The organism is Nonomuraea sp. NPDC004186, from assembly GCF_053603495.1.
Genome location: NZ_JBSGFQ010000177.1, coordinates 1 through 19332 on the forward strand (window position 1 = coordinate 1; position 19332 = coordinate 19332).

Consider the following 19332-nt stretch of genomic DNA (forward strand, 5'->3'; position numbering starts at 1 on the left):
ACGACCCCAAGCCTTTCGTCTGGGCCAAGACCGCCGAAGAGATTCTCGACGCCCTCGCCTCATATTGTCGGCGAATTACTGACTCAGGACACTAGGGAGGGCTGAGCAGATCTGAACTGGGAACAAAGGGAACCCGCCTTGATACGCGGCCAGAGCCTTCCAGCCGGCCCTTCCCCGGACCTTCGCATGGGCCGGTGTTGACCATCGGGTCCAGGCCGGGGGCTAGGACGTCCGATCATGTGCCGGAACCGTGCCGAAGAGCAACCATCGAGCAACCAACGGCGCGCCTCGGTCTGTCCAGAGATAGGCGGAGGTCCTTCAAGAACCGAGAAACCCCAGCTCGGCGTGCCGAGCTGGGGTTTCTGTGCGGTGCGCCGCCAGGGACTCGAACCCCGGACCCGCTGATTAAGAGTCAGCTGCTCTAACCAACTGAGCTAGCGGCGCTTGCAGAGAGGAATATACCGGTGATCCGCATCCTGGTCGAATCGGTAGCAGGCGGGCCTGTCGGGCGGTCAAGGCTAGAATAAAGTTCGGCCTCCGGCTCCGGCAGACAGGATCATCGATGTTCGACTCTCCCGCCGAGGTGGCGGAGCGGCTCGCCGCCGTCGACTACCTCTCCGACGACGCCATCTCCACCTCGGTGTTCCTGGCCGCGGCGCTGGGCAAGCCGCTGCTGGTCGAAGGCCCCGCGGGCGTGGGGAAGACGCAGCTGGCCAAGGCCGTGGCCCTGGCGACCGGGGCCGAGCTGATCAGGCTGCAGTGTTACGAGGGGCTCGACGAGGCCAGGGCCCTGTACGAGTGGAACTACAAGAAGCAGCTGCTCAGGATCCAGGCCACCAGCGCGGACGACGACATCTTCTCCGAGGAGTTCCTGCTGGAGCGGCCGCTGCTGAAGGCGATCAGGGCCGCCGGCCCGACCGTGCTGCTCATCGACGAGACCGACAAGGCAGACGTCGAGGTCGAAGGGCTGCTGCTGGAGCTGCTGTCGGACTTCCAGATCACGATCCCGGAGCTGGGCACGATCGCCGCCACGCGCCGGCCGTACGTGGTGCTGACCTCCAACGCCACCCGCGAGCTGTCCGAGGCGCTCAAGCGGCGCTGCCTCTACCTGCACCTCGAATACCCCACGCCCGAGCGCGAGCGTGACATCGTGCTCAGCCAGGTGCCGGGCATCCGGGCCGACCTGGCCGAGCGGCTGGCCAGGACGGTGGCCACGCTGCGGGCGCTGGAGCTGAAGAAGGCGCCGTCGGTGGCCGAGACCGTCGACTGGGCCAACACGCTGCTGGCGCTCGGGCGGGACGACCTCGACGAGGCCACCGTGGCCGGGACGCTGGGCGTGGTGCTCAAGCACGCCTCCGACCAGGCGCGGGCGGTCAAGGAGCTGGGGTTGCCGGATGTCGCTGATCGATAGGCATGTCGGGTTCGTGCGGGCGCTGCGCGAGGCCGGGATCCCGGTGTCGGTGGCCGAGGGGCTGGACGCCGCGCACGCGCTGCGGGTGATCGAGCTCAGCGAGCGGGAGTCGCTGCGCGCCGCCTACGCGGCCACGCTGGTCAAGAAACCCGCGTACCGGCCGGGGTTCGACGTGCTGTTCGACCTGTGGTTCCCGGCCTCGACCTCCGGCATGCACACCGAGCGCGCCGAGCGGCCGATCGACCTGGAGACGGCGCCCGTCGACGAGCTGCGCGACCATCTCGCCCGGCTCCTGACCGGCGGCACCGACCAGGAGCTGCGCGAGTTCGCCCAGGCCATGGTGGGGCGCTTCGGCCACCAGCCGGCCGCCACCCCCGGGCGGCAGAACTGGTTCTCCTACAGCGTCATGCGCGCCCTCTCCCCCGAGACGCTGATGGCCCGCATCCTCCAGAACGTCCTGCAGGGCCAGGAGCGCGGCGGCCTGGCCGAGAAGAACGCCCGCAGGACGGTCTACGACAACACCCGGCGCTTCGAGGAGGCCGTGGCCACCGACGTGCGCCGCCGCATCGCCGAGGACTCGGGGATCGAGCGCATCGCCCGCTCCGCCGTCCGGCCCCCGCTCGACCAGATCGACTTCCTCCGCATCACCAAGGCGGATCTGGCCAGGCTGCGCCGCGAGGTCCATCCGCTGGCCAGACGCCTGGCCACCCGCCTGACGATCAAGCAGCGCAAGGGCAGGCGCGGCCGCCTCGACTTCCGCAGGACCGTGCGGGCCTCGCTGCAGAGCGGCGGCGTGCCGCTGACCACGCACTTCAGGCCGCCGCGGCCGCACAAGCCCGAGCTGGTCATCCTCTGCGACACCAGCGACTCGGTCTCGTCGTTCGCCCACTTCACGCTGCTGCTCACGTACGCGCTGAGGGAGCAGTTCACCAAGGTGCGGGCGTTCGGGTTCGTGGACACGGTGGACGAGATCACCCGGTTCTTCGTCCCCGGCGCCGACGTGGTCGAGGCCATGACCAGGCTGACGAACGAGGCCGACATGGTGCGCTTCGGGCGTACCAACTACGGGCACTCGCTGGAGCGCTTCGCCGAGCGGTACGGCGACGCCATCGGGCCCAGGACCTCACTGCTGATCCTGGGCGACGCCCGCTCCAACTACCAGCCGCCCGCCCTGGACGTGCTCAGGTCGCTCGTGGGCCGCTCGCGGCACGCGTACTGGCTCAACCCCGAGCCCGTGGCGCAGTGGGACACGGGAGACTCGGTCGCGAGCGAGTACGGAGCGGTCGTCCCCATGCACGAGTGCCGCAACGTCGCCCAGCTCACGGCCTTCATCGAGACGCTGGCCTGAAGCCTGAGGCCTCAGGCGCGGTGCAGCTCCCTGGCCGCGGTGCGGGTCAGCAGCTCGATCTGCTCGGCGTTGAGCGCGACGTGGTCGGCCGACTTGATCACCTTGGCCGCCAGCCGCGGCTTGAGCAGCGTCAGGCCCTCGGCGACCACGATGCCGCCCTTGGGCAGCAGCCCGCAGTGGACGGCGAGCAGGGGCGTGATCGTCACCGGGATGCGCGTCTCGCGGCTCAGCAGCTCGGCGAACGCCTCGGAGGCCTCCACCAGCGGCTTGGCCGTCTTGGTGCCGTACTTCTCGCCGAAGAACAGCCGGCCGGCGTAGCAGGCGATCTCGGTGTCGGGGCTCCAGGACTCGTTGTCGATGATCCACAAGCCGCCCGGGCCGATCACCAGGTGGTCGATCGACGCCTGGCCACGGATGGCGCGGCCGTCGAGCACGGTGTAGCCGAGGCGGCCGAGGGATCTGCGCAGCAGCTTCCCGGTGATCGCCTCACCCTTGCGCGCACCGCGCCACACGGCCGTCGCGTGGAAGGAACGCCAGTCGAGGAACCAGTCGCCCGCCGCCACCAGCCCGGCCAGGAGCAGGCCGAACAGCGGAGCGGCCCCGGACATGCCGAACCTCAGCGCGAGCGCTACCCCGATCACGAAGCCCACGGCAGCCTTGACATACCGGGACTTGCGCCGGTTGGACGCGTCCTCACGCCAGAACTTCTCGTACCACCACTGCGGAGAAGACCCTGTGTACTTCTCGTCTGGTTGCACATAGATAGAGCCACCGGGCACGGCAAACCCCCAATGTAGATGTGATGCAGGATCTGCCACGCCGAAGATCCCTCGCCAGTCAAGGGATACCCGCCCCTCAACCAAGGCGAGCCTAAGGTGACGTAATTAGTACCCGCAAGACCAGCAAATGACCTCAACCGACCAGTCGGTATGCTAAAGCAGGTGACAAAGGGGGACATGTGAAAGAGGAACCGGTCAGACAGCGACTGCTCGCCGAGGCGACCCGTCTGTTCGCCGAGCGCGGCTTCGAGAGCACCTCCGTCCAGGAGATCGTCGTGGCGGCCGGCGTCACCAAGGGCGCCATGTACCACTACTTCGACTCCAAGGACGACCTGCTGCACGAGATCTACGGCCGGGTGCTGCGCATGCAGATGGACCGGCTGACGCGGATCGCCGACGGTCCCGGCGACGTGCGGCAGCGCCTGTACCGGGCCGCGGCCGACGTCGTGGAGACCACGGCCGCGAACCTGGACGACTCCAAGATCTTCTTCAGGTCGATGCATCTGCTCGCGCCCGAAACGCAGAAGACTGTACGCGCCGAGCGCCGCCGCTACCACGAGCGCTTCCGCGGCCTCGTGGCCGAGGGCCAGCGCGAGGGCGTCTTCAGCGACCGGGTCCCGGCGGAGTTGGTCGTCGACTACTTCTTCGGCTCGGTGCACCACCTGGGCTCGTGGTTCCACGTGGACGGGCCGCTGACCGGCGCCCAGGTGGGCAGGCACTTCGCCGACCTGCTGCTCACCTCACTCGGGGCCGGGCACGTCGACGAGTGAGGCCAGCGCCGCGCGGTGGTCGCCGGGCGTGCCCAGCGCGATCTCCGCGGCTTTGGCGCGCTTGAGGTAGAGATGCACGGGATGCTCCCACGTCATCCCGATCCCGCCGTGGAGCTGCAGGGCCTCTTCGGCGGCGTGCACGGCCACGCCCGCGTTCCACGACTGGGCCACGGCCACGGAGAGCGCGGAGCCGTCGGTCGCGGCGCTCCGGGCGGCGGCCCTGGCCCGTACGACGTCCAGCCATAGGTCCGCCAGCCGGTGCTTGATCGCCTGGAAGGAGCCGATCGGCCGGGCGAACTGGTGGCGTTCCCTGACGTAGGCAAGCGTCGTGTCGAGGCACCATTCGGCCACCCCGAGCTGCTCGGACGCCAGCAGCCCGGCCCCGAACCTGAGCACCTCGGCCAGGTCGCACTCTCCCACGTCCCTGGCCTCGGTCCCGTCGAAGGTAACGGTCGCGACGGGCCTGGTCTGGTCGAGCGACGGCACGACCTGGACGAGCGCGTCCCCTTCCACGGCGTGCAGCCTGCCGCCGACGGGCACCAGCAGCACGTCGGCCACGTCGGCTCCGGCCACCCCGGTGACGGTCCCGGTCAGCCGCCCGTCCTCGAGCCGCACGTCCGCGCCCGCCCGGTACGGGGAGGCCGCGAACGGCACGACGAGGGCCGCGGTCTTCCTGCCCTCGGCCAGCTCCTCCAGCAAGGCGTCACCGGTTGGCAGCAGCGCGCGAGTGGCCAGCACCGAGCTGGTGAAGAACGGCACCGGCGCCACTCCCCTGCCCAGCTCCTCCAGCACGACGGCCGCCTCGCTGGCCGACGCCCCGGCGCCGCCGTACTGCTCGGGGATGAGCAGCCCGGCCACCCCGATCTCGCCCGCCAGCGTCTTCCACAGGTCCAGATCGTAGGGCTCGGACTCGATCCGCTTGAGGACGGCGGCGGGCGGGCAGCGGTCGGCGAGCAGCCCGCGCACCGCGGCCCGCAACTCCTCCTCGACCTCGGAGTACAGCAGCGTCACCGGGTCGCTCACCACTCCCTCGCCGGGTTCGCTTCGTGTCGTCATCGCGGCAGGTCCTTCCAGGGCACGTCCTTGTCGACGCGGGGCTCTGAGGGCAGGCCGAGCACCCGCTCGGAGATGATGTTGCGCAGGATCTCGGACGTGCCGCCCTCGATCGAGTTGCCCTTGGCCCGCAGGTAGCGGTAGCCGGGGCCGCGGCCGTAGAAGTCGACGTCCTCGGAGCGGCGGAACGTCCAGTCGTCGTAGCCCAGGTCCCGCCCGAACTCCACCTCGAAGCCGGACAGCGCCTGGTTGAGCTTGGCGAACGACAGCTTCATGCCGGACCCCTCGGGCCCCGGCTGGCCGGCGGCGAGCTGCTCGCGCAGGCGTGCCCCGGACAGGCGGGTGACCTCCGACTCCACCCAGAGCGACAGCAGCCGCTGGTGCAGGTCGTGGGTGCGCAGCTCGGGATGGGCACGCCAGGAGTCGACCACGACGCCGACCATGCCGCCGCCGCGCCGCACGGGGGCGCCGCCGATGGCGACGCGCTCGTTCATCAGCGTGGTCTGCGCGACCCGCCAGCCGTCGCCGACCTCGCCGAGCCGCAGCTCGTCGGGGAGCCGCACGCCGGTCAGGAACACCTCGTTGAACTCGGCCTCACCGGTGACCTGCCGCAGCGGCCGCACCTCGACGCCCGGCGCGTGCATGTCGCAGATGAAGTACGTCATGCCGCGGTGTTTCGGCACGTCCGGGTCGGTACGGGTGACGAGGATGGCCCACCTGGAGTGATGGGCGCCGGACGTCCACACCTTCTGGCCATCGACGACCCATTCGTCCCCGTCCCTGACGGCGCGGGTCGCGAGCGTGGCCAGGTCGGATCCCGCGCCGGGCTCGCTGAAGAGCTGGCACCAGATCTCCTCGCCGGTCCACAGCGGCCGGAGGAAGCGGCGTTTCTGCTCCTCCGTCCCGAACGCCAGGACCGTCGGGGCCGCCATCCCGAGCCCGATGCCCTGGACGCCGACGTTGAGCTGCGGCGTGCCGGCCAGCTCCCGCTCCACGACCAGTTGCAGCTCCCGCGACGCACCCAGCCCGCCGAGCCCTTCGGGGAACCACACCCAGGCCAGCCCCGCGTCGAACCTCGCCCGCAGGAACTCCAGCCGGTCCCCGTCCGGGTCGTGCTCCGCGAGGAACGCCGCGACCCGCTCCTTGATCTCCGCCTCGTTCACATGTACCTCTTCAGCTCGCGATAGGCCAGGGACCGCTTGTGCACCTCGTCGGGGCCGTCCGCCAGGCGCAGCGAGCGGGCGCCCGCCCAGAGCCCCGCCAGGGGGAAGTCCTGCGAGACGCCGCCCGCGCCGTGCACCTGGACGGCCTTGTCCAGGATCCACTCCACGGCGATCGGCGTGGAGATCTTGATGGCCTGGATCTCGGTGTGCGCGCCCTGGTTGCCCACCGTGTCCATGAGCCAGGCGGTCTTGAGCACGAGCAGGCGCAGCTGCTCGATCCTGATCCGCGACTCGGCGATCCACTCCTGGACCACGCCCTGCTGGGCGATGGGCTTGCCGAACGTCGTCCGGGCCAGGGCCCGCCGGCACATCAGCTCCACGGCGCGCTCGGCCATGCCGATCAGGCGCATGCAGTGGTGGATGCGGCCGGGGCCGAGCCGGGCCTGGGCGATGGCGAAGCCGCCGCCCTCCTCGCCGATCAGGTTCTCCACGGGCACGCGTACGTCCTCGAACACGATCTCGGCGTGGCCGCCGTGGTCGGCGTCGGTGTAGCCGAAGACATGCATGCCGCGCTTGATGTGCAGCCCGGGTGTGTCACGGGGCACCAGGATCATGCTCTGCTGGCGGTGCTTGGGCGCGTCCGGGTTCGTCTTGCCCATGACGATGAAGATCTTGCAGTTGGGGTTCATCGCGCCGGAGATGAACCACTTCCGGCCGTTGATGACGTACTCGCCGCCATCCCGGACGATGGACGTGGCGATGTTCGTGGCGTCCGAGGAGGCCACGTCGGGCTCCGTCATCGCGAACGCGGAGCGGATCTCCCCGTCGAGCAGCGGCCGCAGCCACTCCTTGCGCTGCCACTCGCTGCCGAACATGGAAAGGACCTCCATGTTCCCGGTGTCGGGCGCGGCGCAGTTGGTGGCCGTCGGGGCGATGGTGGGACTCCGGCCCATGATCTCCGCCAGCGGCGCGTACTGGAGGTTCGTCAGGCCGGCGCCGTGCTCGCCCGGGAGGAACAGGTTCCACAGGCCGCGCTTCCTGGCCTCGTCCTTCAGGTCCTCCATGAGGGGCGGCGGGCTCCAGCCGCTGGCCGCCGCCTGCTCCTCGAAGGGGGCCTCGGCGGGGTAGACGCATTCCTCCATGAATCGCAGCAGTCGTTCGCGCAGGTCCTCGGTGACGCTGTCAAAGGCGAAGTCCATGCCTGCGAGCCTACCGACCGGCCGGTATGAGTGTCGACAGGTGGTTCCCCACAAAAAGGTGCAGGTGGCCATAATCGGGACTTCACAGGCGCCCCTAGAGTTGCCTGCCATGACCGCGAAGCTGCCTGCCCCCGTGGTGCTCGAGAACGGCGTCGTCCGGCTCGAACCGCTCACCCTCGACCACGTTCCCGACCTGTTCGCCGCCTCCGGCGCCGACGAGGAGGTCTGGCGCTGGCTGCCCGCGCCCGCGCCGCGGTCCGAGGAGGAGCTGGGGAAGGTCGCCCTCGGGCTGATGACCGACGACAACCACGTCCCCTTCGCGGTGGTGCTCAAGGAGAGCGGGCGGGCCGTGGGCTGGACCACGTACGCCGACGTGCCGGGCTTCGACGCCAGCATCGAGATCGGCTGGACGTGGTACGGCCGGTCGGTGTGGCGCACAGCGGTGAACACCGGCTGCAAGGTCCTGCTCATCGACCACGCCTTCGCGTTCGGCTACAACCGCGTCCTGCTCAAGACCGACCACCTCAACCTCCGGTCGCAGAACGCCATCAAGCGCATCGGCGGGGTGCACGAGGGAACGCTGCGGCGGCATCGCAAGCGGCCGGACGGCACCTGGCGCGACACGGTCTATTTCGGCATCCTCGAAGAGGAGTGGCCGCAGCACCGGGCCCGCTTGGACCGTTAAGGGGTGTATGACTGATCGGCTGGGAGGCTACTGGCTCGGCGCCCGGCTCGACGGCGGCGGGCACGTCATCGTCCGCGAGGCCTACGACGAGTCGGGCACGCGGCATGCGCTGGGAGTGCCCTGCCTGCCGGACGCCGAGGCCCGCGCCAGGCTCGCCACCGCCGCCTCGGCGGCCGGGCGCGTGCGGTCGCTGTCGGTCGCCGGGCTGACGGAGGCCTGCCTGGACGGCGAGCCACCCTACCTGGTCGGCGAGTACATCCCCGGCCCCACCCTGCGGCAGGTCGTGGACCGGCACGGCCCGTACACGGGCGACGCCCTCTACCGCCTGGCCACCGCCGTGGCCACCGCGCTGGCCGCGGCCCACGAGGCGGGCGCGGTGCACGGGTCCCTCACCCCCGACAAGGTCATCCTGGGCACCGAGGGACCGCGCCTGGTCGGCCTGGGCTGGTGTCTCCCCCGGGAGCCGGCGGTGCCGGCCGCGGACGTGCACGCCTGGGGGCGGCTGCTGATCTTCGCCGCCTACGGCCCGGACGAGCGATCAGGCCACGGCGAGCGGCTGGACCGCCCGTTACGCGGGCTGGTGGCCGCCGCCCTGCAGCGAGATCCCGAACGCCGCCCGAGCGCCCACCAGCTCCTCCTCTCCCTCCTCGACGCCCCGCAATCCCAGCAGGGCCGCCTGCTGCCCCCCGAGCCCGTCTCCGACCCGCCGCTGGGCGTCCGCGCCGAGACCGTGTACGCGCGACTCAGCCCGGCCGAGCAGGACCTGGTGCCGGACGTCTTCCTCCGCTTGGTGGACCTGGACTCCGACGGCTCCGACATCATCGTCACCGCCTCCAGAACCGACCTGGTCGCCGGCCGCGCCACCGACGAGGTGACCTCGATCGACGGGGTGCTGGAGGCGTACGGCAAGGCCGGCCTCCTCACCGAGGGTGACGGCTCGCCGGCGATCACGTACGCGGCGCTCCTGCGAGCCTGGCCGCGGCTGCACGAATGGCTGGACGGCGAGCGCGACGGACTGGCCGTGCACAGGGAGCTGGCGCGGGCGGCCCGGCGGTGGGAAGCGGGCGGGCGGCGGGAGGCGGCGCTGTTCCGTGGGGAGCCGCTGGACAGGGCACTGGCGTGGGCGGCCAGCGGCCGGAGGCGGGTGACGCTGAGCGCCGGCGAGCAGACGTTCCTGGACGCGGGGCTCGCCAGGGTACGCCGGAGGTCGCGCAGGCGGTGGACGGTCATGGCGGGGCTGCTGTCGGTGGTGGTGCTGCTCGCCCTGTGGCAGCGGGGCGCCGCCGACGGACGCCTGGACCAGGCGATGGCGAAGGTGGCGGCCTCCCGGGCGGAGGCGCTGCGGCTGGCGGACCCGGTGACGGCCCGCAAGCTCAGCCTGGCCGCGTGGCGCCTGGCCCCGATCCCCGAGGCGCGCCGGGCGTTGACGTCGGCGGATCCGGCGGTGGACGTGTTCGCCGACCCGTACGCGGGCCCTCGCTCCCTCCACGCCATCAGCGACGACGGCTCCCGCCTCGCCGCACTCGACGAGGGAACCCTGCGGGTGTACGACATCCCCTCCCGCCGCCTGCTCGCTCGAACGGCGGGCCCGGTCCAGACCGTACGCGCCATGGCCTGGTCCCCCGACGGCCACACGCTGGCCCTCGTCGGCGTCGACCGCTCGTACCTCTGGGACACCACGTCCGGCGACGGCGTCGGCCCACCCTTCGGCCGCGGCCTCGGCGCACCCGGGGAACAGTCGGCATGGTTCAGCCCGGGCGGCGGCCTGCTGTTCGCGGCGGCCCGGCTGTCGGGCGAGCGCTGGGCGTGGGACCTGAGGGCGCGGCGGGCCGCGTTCGTGGGCGAGTACGCGGTGGTCGGCCCCGGGGATGGGGTGGCGCTGGTCTTCGCCGGCAATCGTTCGGAGCTCCGCCGCCCGCCCCGGGTCTCCCGCGCACCGTGGCTGGACCGGATGCCGTGGGAGTACACGACGTTCGCCCCGGACGGCGAGCGGGTGGCGATCGCCGAGGAGAGCGGGATCCAGATCTACGGCCTCGACGGAGTGCCCACCCGGTCCACCCGGCTGCGCCCCTCGCCGGGCCACCTGCGGTTCAGCCCGGACGGGCGGCTGCTCATCAGCACGGACAGCGATCGGGTACGGGTCTGGCGGCTCGATGACGGCACCGGCACGCCGGTGGCCGACAGGGCGGTGCCCACGGCCGGCGTCGACCGGGCGGCCCAGGCCACGATCACCGGGGACGGACGGCGGCTGCGGGTTCTGGCCGGACACGGAATCGTGCTGACCATCGATCTGGCACCTGAGCCCGTGCCCCGGGATCACGCCGCGTACATCTGCTCCCGGTACGGCGCGCTCTCCCCGCAGGAGTGGTCGCGGCACCTGCCCGAACTACCGCACCGCGACACCTGCTGACCACCGGCGAAGGGTCAGCCGGCCTGGGAGGTCGCGGACACCGGCTCGGGGGCCGGCTGGGGCTGCGTGGGGGTGGCGTGGGAGTGGTCGGGGGCGAGGCGGCCGAGGGTGATCGTGCCGCCGATGGTGAGCGCGCTGGCCAGGATGGCGGGGATCGCGGTGGAGGGGTTGGTCGGCAGGGGCTCGCCGAGGAGGATCACGCCGGCGAGGACCGAGGTGATGGGGTCGATGACCTGTACGCCGGCGTACGCGATGCCGAAGTAGCCGACCGCGTACGAGCGCTGCAACAGCACCACCGCGCAGACCAGCAGCACGGGCACGGCGAGCGTGAACCAGTGCACCAGCCGGCCCCAGTCCCCCTCCATGCCGCCCCCGACGACCCGGACGAACGTGGACACGCTCGCCGTCACCACGCCCGCGCCCACGGACAGCAGTAACGCCCTGCTCGGCCCGTGCACCCGGGCCGCGATCAGCTGCGTCACCAGGACGATCACGCCGATCACGGCCAGGAACACGAGCGCGGCGCCGTCACTCAGTCTCGGCGTCACGTTGTGGTGCGGCACCAGGAGCATGAGCCAGAGCAGACCCACCGCCACCGCGATCGAGCCGAAGATCTCCGCGCGGTACGGCTTGCGCCCGTACATGAACGCGGCCAGCGGCACGGCGAACACCAGCGTGGCGACGCTGATCGGCTGGACGGCCACCAGCGGGGCGAAACTCAGCGCCACGGCGTGCAGGCAGGCGCCGGTGAGACCGATCGCGCCGCCGATCAACCAGCGGGGGCGCCGGACCAGCTTGAGCGAGGCGCCCCCGGCGACGGCCTCGTACTGTTGCAGGGCCGCGCCGAGTGCGTATCCAAGCGCTCCTGCCAGGGCGATGATCAGGCCGACCCAGGTCATGGGCGCCCGCGCAGGGGCATGGATCCTTCCAAGAGCATTCCTCTAGCTTATGAGGGAAGCAAAGCTGGCGAATCATACTTTTGGTGGATCGTTCGGGCGGAGCTGATCCCGGCCAGGACACATGTGTGACCGGCTGGGAAGAGGTCAGGAGCGGTCGGGGCAGACGCAGAACAGGTGGCCTGCGGGGTCCTGGAGGACGATCCAGCCGACGCCGTCCTCCGTGATCCCCGGCTGGAACTCAGGCTTCGTGGCCCCCAGGGCGACGTACTCCTCCGCCGCCTTCTCCACGTCCGGCACCCGGAAGTCCAGGTGGAACTGCTTGTCCGGGCTCGGCCAGGTCACCGGCTTGCGGTCGGGGATCCGGCCGAAGTAGATGCTGGTGGTGCCGTTCCCCACGGCCGCGTACTCGTCCTCCGCGTACTGGATCTCCCACCCCGTGATCTCGTGGTAGAACTCGGCCAGCTTCTTGGGCTCCGCGCAGTCGAGGGTAACGGCCAGGAGCTTTGCTTTCGTCGTCATGACTCCATGGTTCCAGCCGTACCTGTCACCTTCTGTCAGGTACGGCTAGCCGCGGCGGGTGGCGGCCGTCACACGCTTGAGGATGCGGTCCCACTCCGTGCCGAACGGGTTGTCCTGCACCAGGTACGTCCAGGTGGCCGTCGGCCGCTTCAGGTCCGGCTCGGGCGCCTCGAAGGACTCCAGCGAGCGCCGCTCCACCTCCGCCAGCAGCGACTTGTACTCGGCCACCGCCTCCCGGTGGAACTCGTCGACCGGGCTCATCCGGCCCAGCGCGCGCAGGTGGATGCCCTCGCGCAGGTCCGTCAGGAACGCCAGATGCTCGGTCCAGCAGCGGTCGATGGCGTGCAGGACGATCTGGCGGGCGGTCTCGTCCCTGGAGTCCTCCGGCAGGGCCTCCCAGCGTTCGGGATCGGCCGTGGACAGGGCCTTGGAGGCGGAGTCGCCGTGCAGGACCTTGTCGCGCCACTCCAGGATGAGCTCGCGCTGGTGCTCCAGGAGGCGGGTGTAACGCCACGTGTTGCGGTGGATCTCCAGGTTGACGCCCTCGGCGACGCGCTGGGCATGGCCGACGAGGTACGCGCCGCGCCGGTGGCGGACGATGCCGTCGGCGTCGGCGGCGGGCGGGCGCTCGTCGGGGACGAACTGGGTGATCAGGTCGTCCTGCGTGCTGACGAAGAAGACCGAGCCGCCCGGGTCGCCCTGGCGGCCGGCTCGCCCGCGGAGCTGGTCGTCGAGGCGGCTGCTGGCGTGGCGGCCCGAGCCGATCACGTACAGGCCGCCCAGCTCGGCGACGCCGTCCCCGAGGCGGATGTCGGTGCCGCGCCCGGCCATCTGGGTGGAGACGGTGATGGCGTCGCGCTCCCCCGCCCTGGCGATGATCGCGGCCTCTTCGGCATCGTTCTTGGCGTTGAGGACGACCGGCTCCATGCCGCGGCGCTGGAGGAGCTTGGCGAGGTTCTCCGATTCGGCGACGTCGAGCGTGCCGATGAGGATCGGCCGGCCGGTGGCGTGGATCTCCTGGATCTCCTCGACCAGGGCGGCGTCCTTGTCGGGGACGGTCGGGTAGATGCGGTCCGGTTCGTCCTCGCGCACGCAGGGCCGGTTGGGCGGGATGACCGCGACCTTGAGGCCGTAGAACTCGCCGAGCTGCTCGCTGACCGCCACCGCCGTGCCCGTCATGCCGCAGATCTCCGGATAGCGGCGGATCAGGCCCTGAACGGTGATCGAGTCGAGGATCTCGCCCTTCTCGCTCGGCGGCAGCGCCTCCTTGGCCTCCACGGCCGCCTGGAGGCCGTCGGGCCAGCGCTGGAGCAGCGCCACCCGGCCGCGCGAGGGGTTGATCAGCTGGACCTTGCCGTCGCGCACGATGTAGTCGACGTCGCGGGCCAGCAGCGCGTGGGCGTGCAGGGCCAGGTTGAGCTCGATGAGCGTGCCGGGCTCGTGCTCGTCGTAGAGCTCGACGCCGAGGAGGTTCTCGACGCTGTCGGCGCCCTTGGGGGTGAGGTAGACGTTGCGGGCCTGCTCGTCGATCTCGTAGTGGTAGCCGCGTACGAGCTGCCTGACCAGCGCCGCCATCTCCGGCACCGCGCTGCCGGGGTCGGTGGACCCGGCCATCACGAGCGGCACGCGGGCCTCGTCGACCAGCACGGAGTCGGCCTCGTCGATCAGGGCCACCTCGGGCGCGGGCACGATGATCTCGCCGGCCACCGTGCGGAGGCGGTCGCGCAGCACGTCGAACCCGATCTCGCTGACGGGCCCGTACGTGACGTCCTTCGCGTACGCCTCGCGCCGCTCCTCCGGCGTGGAGTTCTGGCCGATCCAGCCCACGGTGACGCCGAGCGCCTCGTAGAACGGGCCCATCCACTCGGCGTCGCGCCTGGCCAGATAGTCGTTCACCGAGATCACGTGGACATGCTTGCCCTGCAACGCGTAGCCGGCCGCCGCCATGGCGCCGGACAACGTCTTGCCCTCACCGGTGGCCATCTCGGCGACCTTCCCGTCGAGGAGGGCCAAGGTGCCGAGCAACTGCACGTCGTACGGCCGCAGGCCCAGCGTCCTGTCGGCGGCCTCGCGTGCGATGGCGCAGAACTCGGCCAGATCGTCCATCTTCGGCTCGGGCAGCTCATCGAGCTTGCGCAACCGATCGGCGCGGCCCTCCGCCGCCTTGACGATCTTCTCATAGGGGGTCAGGGGCACCCCTCCTGGACGATCCAAGAGGTTCCTGATGATTCCCTTTATTGAGGCCACAGTTCCTCCAACGCACGCTTCGCCGACACCGTTCCCTCTTACAAGGGAGGGGAGCGGAGCGACGTTACGGCAAGCGCCGCCGTACCGGACATTAGCTCATCCGGGACGCTGCGCCGCCACATCGCTCATGTCCGAGTCACCCGGATTCAGCCCGTACGGCGAGAACTGTGACGGCGGCCAGCAGCAGCACGCACCCCGACCAGGCAAGAGGGGTGAGCCGCTCCCCGAACAGCACCACGCCGAGCACCGCCGCGCCCACGGCCTCCCCGAGGGTGATGATCGACACCGTGGTGGCGCGCAGCGCGGTCAGGGCTCGGAAGAACAGGCCGTACGCGAGCGCCGTCGGCACCGCGCCCAGGTAGAGCAGCAGCGCCACGGACGGCAGGCTCACGTTCGGCACGACCCCCTCCACCAGCGCGAACGGCGCCAGGCAGGCCGCCCCGACCACGAACCCGCCGATCGCCACACCCTGCGGATCGTCGCCCCCGTGCCTCCGGGACAGGATCGTGACCCCGGCGTACCCGGCGGCCGAGAGCAGGGCGAGGCCGATGCCCGCGATGGAGGACGTGCGGGCCTGCAGCGCGGTCTCCCCGGTGAGGAGGACGAGCCCGATCAGGGCGGTGGCGAGGGCGGTGAGCGCCACGCGGCCGAGCGGCTCGCGGAGGAGGAAGCGGCTGCCCAGGGCGGTGAAGACGGGGGTGGCGCCCATCGTCACCACGGTCGCGATCGCCACGCCGGAGTGGGCGATCGCGGCGAAGTACGCGGTCTGGTAGACGGCCATCCCGGCGCCGATCAGCAGGATCCGGCCGTCGACCACGACGGGGCGGCGGGTGAGGAGGAGCAGGAAGGCGGCGCCGAGGAGGTAGCGCCAGAGGGAGACGCCGACGGCGCCGAGGCCGCCGGACTCGAAGAGCAGCGAACCGGCGGCGCCGCCCGTGCCCCAGGCGGTCGCGGCCACGGACACGTAAAGGGCGCCCCGCCGGGCGGAGACATGGGTCATGACAGGAGTGCTCCGGATGGAGTGGTCGGAATGGGCCCGGTGTGCGGGCAGCAACCACCCCCGGATCGGTCAGACCCGGAATCTCAGGGAATGCCGCCCGCTAGAGGGCGGGCGGCGGGGAGCAGATCAAGCGTCGGTGCACTCGTTCACCCTAGCGCGGCGCGGCGGAGGCTAGGGTTTGCGGGCCACGCCGCCCAGCAGGAGCTGTTCCCAGGTGGCCAGCGGGCCGGGCAGGCGCTCGTCCGGATGCCATTCGGGAAAGTGCACCACCCCGGGCTCCACCAGCGCCAGCCCGTCGAAGTACGCGGCGATGGAGTCCCGGTCGCGGAAGTACCCGGTGCCCATGGTGACGTGGAGCATGGCCTCCAGCGCCTGGGCCTTGGGGTTGTCCGAGGCCATCATGTTGGAGGCGGCCAGGTAGCTGCCCTTCGGCAGCGCGGACATGTACCGCCGGACCAGCCCGTGCGGGTCGTCCTGGTCCGGCAGCAGGTGCAGCAGGCCGATGATGAGAATCGCCGTGGGCTGGGCCGGGTCGATCAGGCGGCGCAGCGAGGGGTGGCCGAGCACGGCGTCCACGTCGCGGACGTCGGCGGTGATGGCGTCGGCGTACGGATTGCCGTTCAGGATGGCGCGGGCGTGCGGCTCGACCATGGGGTCGTTGTCGACGTACACCACCCTGGCCCTGGGGTCGGCGAACTGGGCCACCTCATGCGTGTTCTCCACCGTGGGCAGCCCGGCGCCCAGGTCGATGATCTGCCTGATCCCGGCCTCGCGGACGAGGAAGTCCACGACCCTGCCGATGAAGGCGCGGTTGCACCAGACGAGGTTCACCACCTCGGGCACCGTGTCCTTCAGCTTGCGGGCCACCGAGCGGTCGGCGGCGAAGTTCTCCATGCCGCCGAGCAGCGCGTCGTGTACCCGGGCCACGCTGGGCCGCGTCGGGTCGACCCCGGGTGGAGCCCACTCGTACTCTCCGCTGAGACTCAACCCCGCCCCCTTTGCGTGCTTTGACCGGGATCGTAGTCGCACTTGGGGGCTTAACGGGAAGAACGCATCAGATTGTGGGACGCCCCGCGACGAACACGCCCAGTGACGGAACGGCCGGCCGGCCGGACAGCAGGCGCTTGAACGCCGGTGCCAGCGGCCGCTCCACGAACCTGTGCACCAGGTACGCGGCCCCGCACATGACCGCGACGAGCGCGACCAGCAGCACGTACTTGTTCACCGCGTCCCCCACCCGGTTGAACACGATGAACCCGATGTGCCCGTGCAGCAGGTAGAGCGGGTACGTGAGCGCGCCGGCCGTCACCAGCCACGGCCTGGCCAGCAGGCGGGTGGCCCGCAACGCCACGAGCGTCATGACGAGGAAGACGAGCACGACCACGGCGGTGATCACCGTGTGTGAGTACGACACCGCGTACCGCGAGCCGACGGCGTCGGCGTACCCGATGGCCCGGTAGACCGCGTTGCCCAGGCAGATCGGCACCAGCAGCGCGATCTGGAGGTTCAGCCCGAACTTGTAGAGCATGAACAGGGCCATCCCGGCGATGAAGTAGTGGGAGAACTCCGACTGCACGACCAGGTCGGCGAACCCGGGCAGCAGCCCCGTCTCCACCGCGAACGTCAGCCCCAGCCAGCCCCACAGCCCCGCCATGACCCGGCCGCGCGTCATCCCGATCCAGGTCAGGGCCAGGATGAGGAAGTAGAAGCGCATCTCGGCCCAGAGGGTCCAGTAGACGACGTCCACGTTCGCGATGTCCGGCACCGCCTGGAACATCGTCAGGTTCGCCAGCACCTGCGGCAGCGTCACCTGGAACAGCCCCTGCCCCAGCGTCACGGTGACCACGGCGGTGACCGCGATGCCCACCCAGTACGCGGGGTAGAGCCGCACGGCCCGCGACACCGCGAACGAGCGCGGGCTCCTGCCCCACGCGCTCATCAGCACCACGAACCCGCTGATCAGGAAGAACAGGTCCACGCCCAGGTAGCCGTACTTGGACCAGGAGCTCTCGGCGGCGAAGGCCACCGGGCTGTTGCCGCCGGCCCAGCCGGAGAACGTGTAGTGGAAGAGCACGACGCAGAGCGCCGCCAGCAGCCGGAGGCCGTCGATCTCGTAGAGCCGGTCTGAGCTGGTTCGCATGGGTTCCACCCCCTCCTGTTCATGGAGAGGGTGCGCCCGGCCGCTTGCCGCTCGCCTGCATGCAAGTGCTTTGCAAGACGTTTACGCGGCCGTGGCCGGGTAGCAGGAGGCGTGCCCGAGAAGGACGGAAGAAGAGAGGGAGAGAGCCCCATGGAGCTCTGGAACTATCGCGCTGACGTCTACGACCGCGGCCAGCCCCTGGATCTCGTTGGATACCACGTCCAGGCGACCGATGGAAAGATCGGGTCCGTCGACGAGGCGACGTACGAGGTCGGCGAGAGCTACATCATCGTCGACACCGGCCCCTGGATCTTCGGTAAGAAGGTCATGCTCCCGGCACAGGTCGTCACGAGCATCGACCCTCAGGAGCGCAACGTGTACGTGGCGCGCACCAAGGCCGAGATCAAGGACGCGCCCGAGTTCGACGAGGGCACGTTCAAGGAACCCGAGTACCGGACGCGGCTAGGCGACTACTACGGCCGGCTCGTGTAACCGACATGCCGCAACAGAAGGGCCGCGCCCCAGGGGCGCGGCCCTTCGCGGCGTTTCACGGCCACTTCGGGTCGCCCTTCGGCTCGATCGGGCCCTTCAGCACGTCCAGCCGCTCCAGGAGCGTGATGAACGTCATCGCGTACGGCGAGTCCTGGAGCACGGCGGCCACGCGCGGCCAGTCGACCTGCTCGCGCAGCGCGCGCACCTGGGCCAGCAGCGCCCCGTAGTCGCAGGCGTGCTCCGACAGCGGGAGCAGCCACGAGATGACCAGGTCGGTGGCCTCCAGCACGGGCACGATCACGGCGGACGCCTTCAGCGGCTCGGCCCGGTCCAGCAGCTCGTCGGTGATCGGCTGGTCGGACACCCGGAAGATCAGGTCCACCAGCCGCCCCTCGTCGTACGCCTTGACCAGCCAGTCCTCCGGCGGCTTGGCCGTCTGGAAGCCGATCCCGCGCAGCGCCTCCAGCGCGGTCGGCACGTCGTGCTCGGTCAGCATGAAGTCGACGTCGTGCAGCGACGGTGCGGCGCCTCTCGCGTAAGCCGCGCATCCGCCGGCCAGCGCGAATTTCACCCCGGCGTCCTTCAGCCCCGAGCTGGCACGCTTGAGCGTGTCGAGGATGGCGTCGGTGACAGCGTGACCGTGGCTCGTCATGTTTTCGGGCTACCCAAACGATCGTCAACTAGGCGTTGGATGCCGGGGTCTCTTGCCCATTAATGAGGGAAAAAACATGTTATGCGAACCCCCCTTAGGGCAGTGGCAGACCCATGGCTACTTTGCTCTGGATCATCGCGGTAATACTCGTCATCTCCGGGATCTACGTGATCCTGGCCAGGCGCGACCTCCTCTGGGGGATCGTGCTCATCGTCCTCGGATTCCTGGTCGGACCTGGCGGAGTCAGCATCTTCAACGTATAAGTTCCGCGCTCCCGGCTGCGGCACCGCGGGCGCTCCGAAGCCATACTCGACGAGGCCACGGCCCGGCTGGCGACCGAGCTCGACATCCGCCCAGGCCGTCCACGCCTCGGCCCTCGACTTCCGTATCCTGGGCGGCCGACCGCCACTCCAGGACCGTGTCCGGGCATCCCGCCGGCGGGGTGCCCGGGCCACGTTGAGCGACCCGAAGGAGCGCACCAGGGATCACCAACCCGTCCTCATGCACGACGCCACGCTGGATCGCACCACGAACGGCAGCGGTCTGGTGGCCACCTCGTCCATGG

General features: G+C 70.5%; 18 protein-coding genes and 1 tRNA gene. 7 read left to right on the plus strand and 12 right to left on the minus strand.

Annotated elements, in window-relative coordinates:
- Positions 1-370 precede the first annotated feature (370 nt).
- Positions 371-444 (minus strand) — tRNA-Lys (locus ACWEPL_RS60605).
- 118 nt (positions 445-562) lie between these two features.
- On the opposite strand from ACWEPL_RS60605, the gene ACWEPL_RS60610 reads away from it, so the two are divergent.
- Both ACWEPL_RS60610 and ACWEPL_RS60615 read left to right on the plus strand, forming a co-directional pair.
- Entirely contained in the window at positions 563-1411 is an 849-nt protein-coding gene (locus tag ACWEPL_RS60610) for an AAA family ATPase (protein WP_185067936.1), read from the plus strand.
- On the plus strand, positions 1395-2759 hold the full coding sequence (locus ACWEPL_RS60615; RefSeq protein ID WP_397365804.1) for a VWA domain-containing protein: 1365 nt from the start codon (positions 1395-1397) through the stop codon (positions 2757-2759). The genes ACWEPL_RS60610 and ACWEPL_RS60615 overlap by 17 nt, the downstream gene beginning before the upstream one ends.
- Before the next feature lie 11 nt (positions 2760-2770).
- On the opposite strand, the gene ACWEPL_RS60620 is transcribed toward ACWEPL_RS60615, so the two are convergent.
- Positions 2771-3400, minus strand: a complete 630-nt coding sequence (locus ACWEPL_RS60620) for a nuclease-related domain-containing protein (RefSeq protein WP_452442092.1) — start codon at positions 3398-3400, stop codon at positions 2771-2773.
- Between the two features lie 317 nt (positions 3401-3717).
- On the opposite strand from ACWEPL_RS60620, the gene ACWEPL_RS60625 reads away from it, so the two are divergent.
- Positions 3718-4308: a TetR/AcrR family transcriptional regulator gene (locus ACWEPL_RS60625; RefSeq protein WP_363979539.1), complete on the plus strand. Its 591-nt coding sequence runs from the start codon at positions 3718-3720 to the stop codon at positions 4306-4308.
- Here ACWEPL_RS60625 and ACWEPL_RS60630 read toward each other — a convergent pair.
- From ACWEPL_RS60630 to ACWEPL_RS60640, 3 genes are read right to left on the minus strand one after another with little or no spacing between them, the layout of a single operon-like run.
- The gene (locus ACWEPL_RS60630) at positions 4279-5364 is read right to left on the minus strand and encodes an acyl-CoA dehydrogenase family protein (protein WP_452442093.1); all 1086 of its coding nucleotides are present in this window, start codon (positions 5362-5364) and stop codon (positions 4279-4281) included. The two genes, ACWEPL_RS60625 and ACWEPL_RS60630, sit on opposite strands and share 30 nt — an antisense overlap.
- Positions 5361-6524, minus strand: coding sequence for an acyl-CoA dehydrogenase family protein (locus ACWEPL_RS60635; protein WP_363979533.1), 1164 nt, complete (start codon positions 6522-6524; stop codon positions 5361-5363). Before ACWEPL_RS60635 ends, ACWEPL_RS60630 begins: the two co-directional genes overlap by 4 nt.
- The gene (locus tag ACWEPL_RS60640) at positions 6521-7723 is read right to left on the minus strand and encodes an acyl-CoA dehydrogenase family protein (RefSeq protein ID WP_452442094.1); all 1203 of its coding nucleotides are present in this window, start codon (positions 7721-7723) and stop codon (positions 6521-6523) included. Before ACWEPL_RS60640 ends, ACWEPL_RS60635 begins: the two co-directional genes overlap by 4 nt.
- A gap of 109 nt (positions 7724-7832) precedes the next feature.
- On the opposite strand from ACWEPL_RS60640, the gene ACWEPL_RS60645 reads away from it, so the two are divergent.
- Together ACWEPL_RS60645 and ACWEPL_RS60650 are read left to right on the plus strand one after the other, a co-directional pair.
- Positions 7833-8408, plus strand: coding sequence for a GNAT family N-acetyltransferase (locus ACWEPL_RS60645; protein WP_363979527.1), 576 nt, complete (start codon positions 7833-7835; stop codon positions 8406-8408).
- A 7-nt stretch (positions 8409-8415) separates the two neighbouring features.
- Positions 8416-10818, plus strand: a complete 2403-nt coding sequence (locus tag ACWEPL_RS60650; protein ID WP_452442095.1) for an nSTAND1 domain-containing NTPase — start codon at positions 8416-8418, stop codon at positions 10816-10818.
- A gap of 14 nt (positions 10819-10832) precedes the next feature.
- On the opposite strand, the gene ACWEPL_RS60655 is transcribed toward ACWEPL_RS60650, so the two are convergent.
- The 6 genes from ACWEPL_RS60655 to ACWEPL_RS60680 form a co-directional block, all read right to left on the minus strand.
- Positions 10833-11717 carry a DMT family transporter gene (locus ACWEPL_RS60655; protein WP_452442096.1) on the minus strand — a complete coding sequence of 295 codons (885 nt, stop codon included), beginning with the start codon at positions 11715-11717 and terminating at the stop codon, positions 10833-10835.
- A gap of 144 nt (positions 11718-11861) precedes the next feature.
- A complete protein-coding gene (locus tag ACWEPL_RS60660; protein ID WP_350728236.1) occupies positions 11862-12236 on the minus strand; it encodes a VOC family protein in 375 nt (124 codons plus the stop codon).
- Between the two features lie 45 nt (positions 12237-12281).
- Positions 12282-14432, minus strand: coding sequence for an accessory Sec system translocase SecA2 (secA2, locus tag ACWEPL_RS60665; protein WP_363979518.1), 2151 nt, complete (start codon positions 14430-14432; stop codon positions 12282-12284).
- Positions 14433-14619: 187 nt separating this feature from the next.
- On the minus strand, positions 14620-15483 hold the full coding sequence (locus tag ACWEPL_RS60670) for a DMT family transporter (protein ID WP_363979515.1): 864 nt from the start codon (positions 15481-15483) through the stop codon (positions 14620-14622).
- 171 nt (positions 15484-15654) lie between these two features.
- The gene (locus ACWEPL_RS60675; RefSeq protein ID WP_363979512.1) at positions 15655-16470 is read right to left on the minus strand and encodes an SAM-dependent methyltransferase; all 816 of its coding nucleotides are present in this window, start codon (positions 16468-16470) and stop codon (positions 15655-15657) included.
- 67 nt (positions 16471-16537) lie between these two features.
- On the minus strand, positions 16538-17623 hold the full coding sequence (locus ACWEPL_RS60680; protein WP_452442097.1) for an acyltransferase family protein: 1086 nt from the start codon (positions 17621-17623) through the stop codon (positions 16538-16540).
- Between the two features lie 150 nt (positions 17624-17773).
- Between ACWEPL_RS60680 and ACWEPL_RS60685 the strand changes: the two genes are divergently transcribed.
- The gene (locus ACWEPL_RS60685) at positions 17774-18115 is read left to right on the plus strand and encodes a PRC-barrel domain containing protein (protein WP_192787477.1); all 342 of its coding nucleotides are present in this window, start codon (positions 17774-17776) and stop codon (positions 18113-18115) included.
- A gap of 55 nt (positions 18116-18170) precedes the next feature.
- Here ACWEPL_RS60685 and ACWEPL_RS60690 read toward each other — a convergent pair whose 3' ends face one another.
- Positions 18171-18767 (minus strand): nucleotidyltransferase, encoded by a 597-nt coding sequence (locus ACWEPL_RS60690; protein ID WP_350728242.1) that lies wholly within the window; start codon positions 18765-18767, stop codon positions 18171-18173.
- Between the two features lie 113 nt (positions 18768-18880).
- Here ACWEPL_RS60690 and ACWEPL_RS60695 point away from each other — a divergent pair, with 113 nt between their 5' ends.
- Positions 18881-19030 (plus strand): GPGG-motif small membrane protein, encoded by a 150-nt coding sequence (locus ACWEPL_RS60695; RefSeq protein ID WP_165959640.1) that lies wholly within the window; start codon positions 18881-18883, stop codon positions 19028-19030.
- The last annotated feature ends 302 nt before the right edge of the window (positions 19031-19332 follow it).

What these genes read in the sequence shown, in the direction of transcription:
- ACWEPL_RS60645 (WP_363979527.1), top strand. Translation starts at nt 7,833, where the DNA reads ATGACCGCGAAGCTGCCTGCCCCCGTGGTGCTCGAGAACGGCGTCGTC.
- ACWEPL_RS60685 (WP_192787477.1), top strand. Translation starts at nt 17,774, where the DNA reads ATGGAGCTCTGGAACTATCGCGCTGACGTCTACGACCGCGGCCAGCCC.
- ACWEPL_RS60670 (WP_363979515.1), bottom strand. Translation starts at nt 15,483, where the DNA reads ATGACCCATGTCTCCGCCCGGCGGGGCGCCCTTTACGTGTCCGTGGCC.
- ACWEPL_RS60650 (WP_452442095.1), top strand. Translation starts at nt 8,416, where the DNA reads ATGACTGATCGGCTGGGAGGCTACTGGCTCGGCGCCCGGCTCGACGGC.
- ACWEPL_RS60690 (WP_350728242.1), bottom strand. Translation starts at nt 18,767, where the DNA reads ATGACGAGCCACGGTCACGCTGTCACCGACGCCATCCTCGACACGCTC.
- ACWEPL_RS60695 (WP_165959640.1), top strand. Translation starts at nt 18,881, where the DNA reads ATGGCTACTTTGCTCTGGATCATCGCGGTAATACTCGTCATCTCCGGG.
- ACWEPL_RS60640 (WP_452442094.1), bottom strand. Translation starts at nt 7,723, where the DNA reads ATGGACTTCGCCTTTGACAGCGTCACCGAGGACCTGCGCGAACGACTG.
- ACWEPL_RS60615 (WP_397365804.1), top strand. Translation starts at nt 1,395, where the DNA reads ATGTCGCTGATCGATAGGCATGTCGGGTTCGTGCGGGCGCTGCGCGAG.
- ACWEPL_RS60630 (WP_452442093.1), bottom strand. Translation starts at nt 5,364, where the DNA reads ATGACGACACGAAGCGAACCCGGCGAGGGAGTGGTGAGCGACCCGGTG.
- ACWEPL_RS60655 (WP_452442096.1), bottom strand. Translation starts at nt 11,717, where the DNA reads ATGACCTGGGTCGGCCTGATCATCGCCCTGGCAGGAGCGCTTGGATAC.
- ACWEPL_RS60660 (WP_350728236.1), bottom strand. Translation starts at nt 12,236, where the DNA reads ATGACGACGAAAGCAAAGCTCCTGGCCGTTACCCTCGACTGCGCGGAG.
- ACWEPL_RS60680 (WP_452442097.1), bottom strand. Translation starts at nt 17,623, where the DNA reads ATGCGAACCAGCTCAGACCGGCTCTACGAGATCGACGGCCTCCGGCTG.
- ACWEPL_RS60610 (WP_185067936.1), top strand. Translation starts at nt 563, where the DNA reads ATGTTCGACTCTCCCGCCGAGGTGGCGGAGCGGCTCGCCGCCGTCGAC.